This is a genomic window from Methylobacterium sp. WL116, assembly GCF_008039455.1.
GTDB lineage: Bacteria > Pseudomonadota > Alphaproteobacteria > Rhizobiales > Beijerinckiaceae > Methylobacterium.
The window spans coordinates 1-4,513 of record NZ_VRUV01000379.1; the positions used below are offsets into that span (position 1 = coordinate 1).

A 4,513-nucleotide genomic window follows, 5' to 3' on the forward strand; every position below is an offset into this window, starting at 1 on the left:
CTGCCGCCGTCGGCGCGGGCCCGCGGCTCCGCGACGACTGGAGCCGGCCGCGCCCCTGACCGCCGACGGCTGAAAGCCGATCCCCGCATCCGGCGCCGTTCCAGCCTTCACCATCCGGCCTTGACCTTCCCACCGTTGGAAGCCCCATCTCGGCTCCATGCTGAACGCAGACGCCGACACGCTCACCCCGACCGCGACCGACCCGCACGCTCGCGGACCGGGTCGCGCCGGCCCCCGGAGCGGCACCCGATCGATCCGTCACCGCCCCTGCGATCCGAGGCGCTGTGGACCCTGCATGGCCGCCAGCCTGGCGCCGGCCGGCGGGCCGGTCGACCGCCGCCGCTTCAGGCGGTGCGGGGGCCGTCCGTTTCAGAGGTCGGGGGCGCCGATGCGCGCGCTGGGCCCGGGGAGCGCCGGATCAGTGCCGCGCATGCCGGCACCATGCCGATGCCGAGCGGAGCATGCTGCCGGGCTGCTGCCGATCCTTCGAGGGATTGCGAGGTCAGTATCCGGTTCGTTTTTCTCACTGAACGGATCGTCAAAACTGTAATTCCGTGCCAGAATTCGTGACTTATGAAATCAGACCTTGCTGTCGGGTCGGCGATCGATATGCTGTCGATCCTGAGAAGGCGAAGCTTCCGTTTCCCCTTTGCTTCGATTCTCACACTCAGCCCCGCCGGCTCGAGCCGCGCGGGGCTTTTCGTCGTGCCTCGCGGGCGACCGGTCCGCGGCGATCGCTCCGCATCGGCCGATGGACGCGGTTCGCGACGATCGCGGCCACCCGACATGACGATGCCGGCTCACGGGGAGCCGGCATCGTCGGTCGATCGGTCGTTGGCGATCAGTACTTGCGGACGAGCGGGGTCGGCGCGGCGACCGCGGCGGCGGCGGTGGTGTAGAGCGGCGCGATGAAGCGGACCCAGCCGCGGGTCTCGTCGGCGAACGGGCCGACGCCGCGGTCGGCGACGGTGCGGGTCACCATGAGCTGCGTCTTGAAGATGCCGAAGTCGTAGCCGATCAGGCCGCCGGCCGCGAACGTGCCCTGCTTCTGGTAGTTCGCGTAGATCGCCCGGTTCCGGTTCACCGGCAGGTCGGTGTAGCCGTAGGCCACGGCGCCGATCTCGAACTTGCCGAAGGTCTTGGTCGCGGTCAGGTCGATGTAGAGGCCGTCGGAATTCGGGATCGGGCCGAGGGCGGCGCCGACCTGGCCGCCGAAGCGCGGCGCGTCGTCCACCTGCAGGATGTGGGTGAGCGCGGCGGTCAGGTTCCAGCCTTCGCCGGTGTAGGAGATGCCGCCGGTGTTGCGGATCGAGGTGCCGGCGACCTGCGGCAGCACCGGGGTGGCACCGCCGGCGATGCAGGCGGCGCCGGGAGCACCGTTGCAGAGCGAGCCGCGGTCGCCGACGCCGACATAGGCGCCGACGAGGTAGGCGGCGCTGATCTTGTTGCCGAGATCCCAGGCGAAGATGTTGCCGATGAAGGGGTTGTAGAAGTAGCTCTGGTCCTGGTTGGCGACGCCGGCCGGGTTGTTCGTGCCCACGAACACCGACGGGACCGCGATCACCGGCATGATGGTCGCGCCGAGCACCTTGTAGCCGGTCGACCAGACCAGGATCGGCACGTTGACGCCGACGTCCGGGCTGTTGCGCGCGTCGCCGCGGCCGGTGCTGAAGGTGTTGATCGCGTAGACGCCTTGCGGCAGCGGGCCGTAGGCGAGGCCGACCTGCTCGCCGGGCTGCGTGACCGGACCGGCCAGAACGGTGGTGCTCATGCCGACGGTGAGGGCGACCGCACCTGCGGCAAGCCAGGTCTTCATCATGTTCTCGTTCCTACCCCAGGGATCTCGAATGTCGGGCACGTCGCCTCGAGACCATCGTGCCGAAGCTCGCTTGTCCGGTGCGAGTTCTGTTCGGCGATGGCCCAAGCGCCGTCTTGCGGTCCGACCTCTTCCGTCTCAACCTGGAGAATTATTCTACAGCGTCGCCCAAAAAAATAGCGGTTTCAGGCACCTTAGTGCCAAGATTGGGCCGCCGTTGCACAAAGGCTGCACTTTCCGCGGGCGGCGGCCGGAGCCTCATCAGCACCGCCCGGGCCTGAGCCCCCGATGTGATGCACATCGCCTCGACGCGCGGGCCCGCGACGTCTCGAATAGGATCGAGGACGGCCGATCGATCGGGGTTCGTCCGGGACGTCCGCACGAATAGGGCGGCAATAGGCGGACCTCGCGCGCCCGAGGGATCCGAACACGGGGGGGACCCGGCTCGCGGCCCGCGTCCGAGAGCGGGGCATCGATCCCCGGCGCAGGGGCCGGACCGCGCCTCGGGCGGGGGAGGGCGGCCGGTCTTTTCGGAAGGCCCCCGGGCGATCCGCGGCGCGCCGTTATCCGCCGCCGTGCAGCGTGCGGCCGAAGAGGGCGCGCATCGCGTGCCAGCCCTGCTCGGCGGCGTCGGGATCGTGGACGGGGAAATCCGGCATCATCCAGCCATGCGCGGCGGGATAGGTCCGCGCCGTGTAGCGCACGCCGGCCTGCGCCAGGGTGTGCTCCAGGCGCGCGGCCATCGCGGGCGGATAGCTGTCGTCGTTCTCGGCCGCGGCGATGTGGATCTCCGCCATCAGCGCGGGCGCGAGCCTGTGGGGGCTCGTCGGCGCATCGGTGGCGAGGTTGCCGCCGTGGAAGCTCGCCGCGGCGGCGAATCGGTGGGGGTAGGTTCCCGCCGCGGCGAGCGCCATGCCGCCCCCCATGCAGAAGCCGACCGCACCGACCCTGCGTCCCGCGACGTCGTCGCGCGTGTCGAGATAGGCCAGGACGGCACCGGTATCGTCCGCGGCCTTGATCGGGTCGGTCGTCGCCATCAGCGGGCCGAGGATGGCGCGGAAGCCGGCCGCCAGGACGTCGCGCGGCACGAACGGCCCGTAGGGGCCGTAGCGGTAGAACAGATCCGGGACGAGGACGACGTAGCCGGCATCGGCGAGCCGTTGCGCCATGTCGAGCATCGCCGGGCGGATGCCGCCGGCGTCCATGTAGAGGATCACCGCCGGCCACGGCCCGCCACCGGCAGGCGTCACGATATGCGTCAGGCAGGCGCCGTCGCGTGTCCGGATCGTGGTCTGCTCGGTCGCCATCGAAGCCTCCTCGGCAGGACATCGGCGATGTCCGCGCCGGACCATCTACGGCCGCGGGCGGACCGGCCGCAAACCCGTCGACCCGGTCGAGCGAAAGGCGCGCGGCGCGGCGGCGCATCGGGTGGATCTGCAGTCCTGGCCGATGCGCGCGATCGGCCAGGGCTTCGCAGGGTTGAGGCTCGCTCCGCGGACCGGTCCCCGCTCACAGGGCCCCGAGCGTCACGGTGCTTGCGCCGAGCTCGGCCGAGGCGGGGACATCGGGCAGCCAGCGCACGGCGCCGGCGGTCGCGAAGCCGCCCTGCTTAAGGACCTGGGCGGCATTCGTGGCGATGCCGCGGGTCCGGTAGGCGACGGTGAAGGCGGCCGGCGCCTGGAAGCGCTCGGCCGACGCCTCGGCAACGGATGCGGGCCGCCACCGCGTCAGGTTCGGCACGAGAAGGCCGCCCTGCGCGCGGACGTCGGCGGCGCCGAGCGCCACGCCCGGCACGTGATAGCCCGCACCGAGCACGGCGGGCACGGCGACGGCGTTTCCGGTGGCGGTCGCCTCGGAGGCGGGGGCCGCGGCGAGGGTCCCGATGGTCAGGGCCAGGGCGGCGGCGAGGGTGATGGTGCGGTGGGTCATCCGTCGATCCTCAACTGCGACGGGGCTGCCCGTCGTTCGATGAGGCGAAGATGCGAACGGCCACTCTATCGATCAAACAGATGCGATCGATCCCAAGTATCGATGGCGTAGATATCTTGTCCGTCTTGCGGACGCCGCTCCGCGCCCTTCTTCAGGCATACGGCGATCGGTCGGCCGCAGCGGAGGCGGGCCACGCGTCCGGCGCGCGCGATCGAGCCCGAGAACCCGAGGCGAGAGACCCGAGGCATCGATCCCATGAACGACCCGATCTCCACGACCCAGGTCACGATCGAGCACGTGACGCTGCGCTCCCCCAAGTCCTTCGAGGCGGTGCGGTCCGCCCTGGAGGCGTCGGTGCCGCGCCTCGACCACGCCTATGCCGAGCTGCTGCTGGACGGGCAGGTGGACGCGGCGCGCGACCTCCTCGAGCGCCAGGCGCCGCTCTCGATCTTCGGCGCCCGCGACCATGGCGGGCTGCTCCGCACCGCCGGGCTCGTGCGCAAGGCCGTCCAGTACGACATCGGCAACCCGCTGACGGCCGCGCGGATGACCCGGCACATCCTTTCGGCCGCCCTGTACGCGCCGGTCCGGGTGCTCCTGCGCGAGGATGCCGAGGGCCGCGTCGCGTTCGAGTACGACCGCCCGGCCACCACCTTCGGCCAGTTCGGCGCCCCCGAGGTCGACGGCGTCGCGCGCGACCTGGACGAGCAGCTCCGCTGCGTCCTCGCCGCGGCGGCCGCCTGATCTCGCCGGACGGGCACGGCGGCC

At 71.3% G+C, this 4,513-nt stretch carries 4 protein-coding genes; 1 reads left to right on the plus strand and 3 read right to left on the minus strand.

Annotated features, from left to right (window positions below; genetic code table 11):
- Positions 1-841 precede the first annotated feature (841 nt).
- The 3 genes from FV223_RS20875 to FV223_RS20885 all read right to left on the minus strand — a co-directional run bounded on the left by FV223_RS20875 (position 842) and on the right by FV223_RS20885 (position 3,745).
- Positions 842-1,819 (minus strand): transporter, encoded by a 978-nt coding sequence (locus tag FV223_RS20875; protein WP_147728801.1) that lies wholly within the window; start codon positions 1,817-1,819, stop codon positions 842-844.
- 560 nt (positions 1,820-2,379) lie between these two features.
- Complete coding sequence (locus FV223_RS20880) at positions 2,380-3,123, minus strand: dienelactone hydrolase family protein (protein ID WP_147728802.1); 744 nt, start codon at positions 3,121-3,123, stop codon at positions 2,380-2,382.
- Positions 3,124-3,325: 202 nt separating this feature from the next.
- Complete coding sequence (locus tag FV223_RS20885; RefSeq protein ID WP_147728803.1) at positions 3,326-3,745, minus strand: hypothetical protein; 420 nt, start codon at positions 3,743-3,745, stop codon at positions 3,326-3,328.
- Positions 3,746-4,000: 255 nt separating this feature from the next.
- On the opposite strand from FV223_RS20885, the gene FV223_RS20890 reads away from it, so the two are divergent.
- Positions 4,001-4,489 carry a DUF302 domain-containing protein gene (locus FV223_RS20890; RefSeq protein ID WP_147728804.1) on the plus strand — a complete coding sequence of 163 codons (489 nt, stop codon included), beginning with the start codon at positions 4,001-4,003 and terminating at the stop codon, positions 4,487-4,489.
- Positions 4,490-4,513: the final 24 nt, after the last annotated feature.

Coding starts and splice junctions, on each gene's coding strand:
- FV223_RS20875 (WP_147728801.1), bottom strand. CDS start 1,819: ATGATGAAGACCTGGCTTGCCGCAGGTGCGGTCGCCCTCACCGTCGGC.
- FV223_RS20880 (WP_147728802.1), bottom strand. CDS start 3,123: ATGGCGACCGAGCAGACCACGATCCGGACACGCGACGGCGCCTGCCTG.
- FV223_RS20885 (WP_147728803.1), bottom strand. CDS start 3,745: ATGACCCACCGCACCATCACCCTCGCCGCCGCCCTGGCCCTGACCATC.
- FV223_RS20890 (WP_147728804.1), top strand. CDS start 4,001: ATGAACGACCCGATCTCCACGACCCAGGTCACGATCGAGCACGTGACG.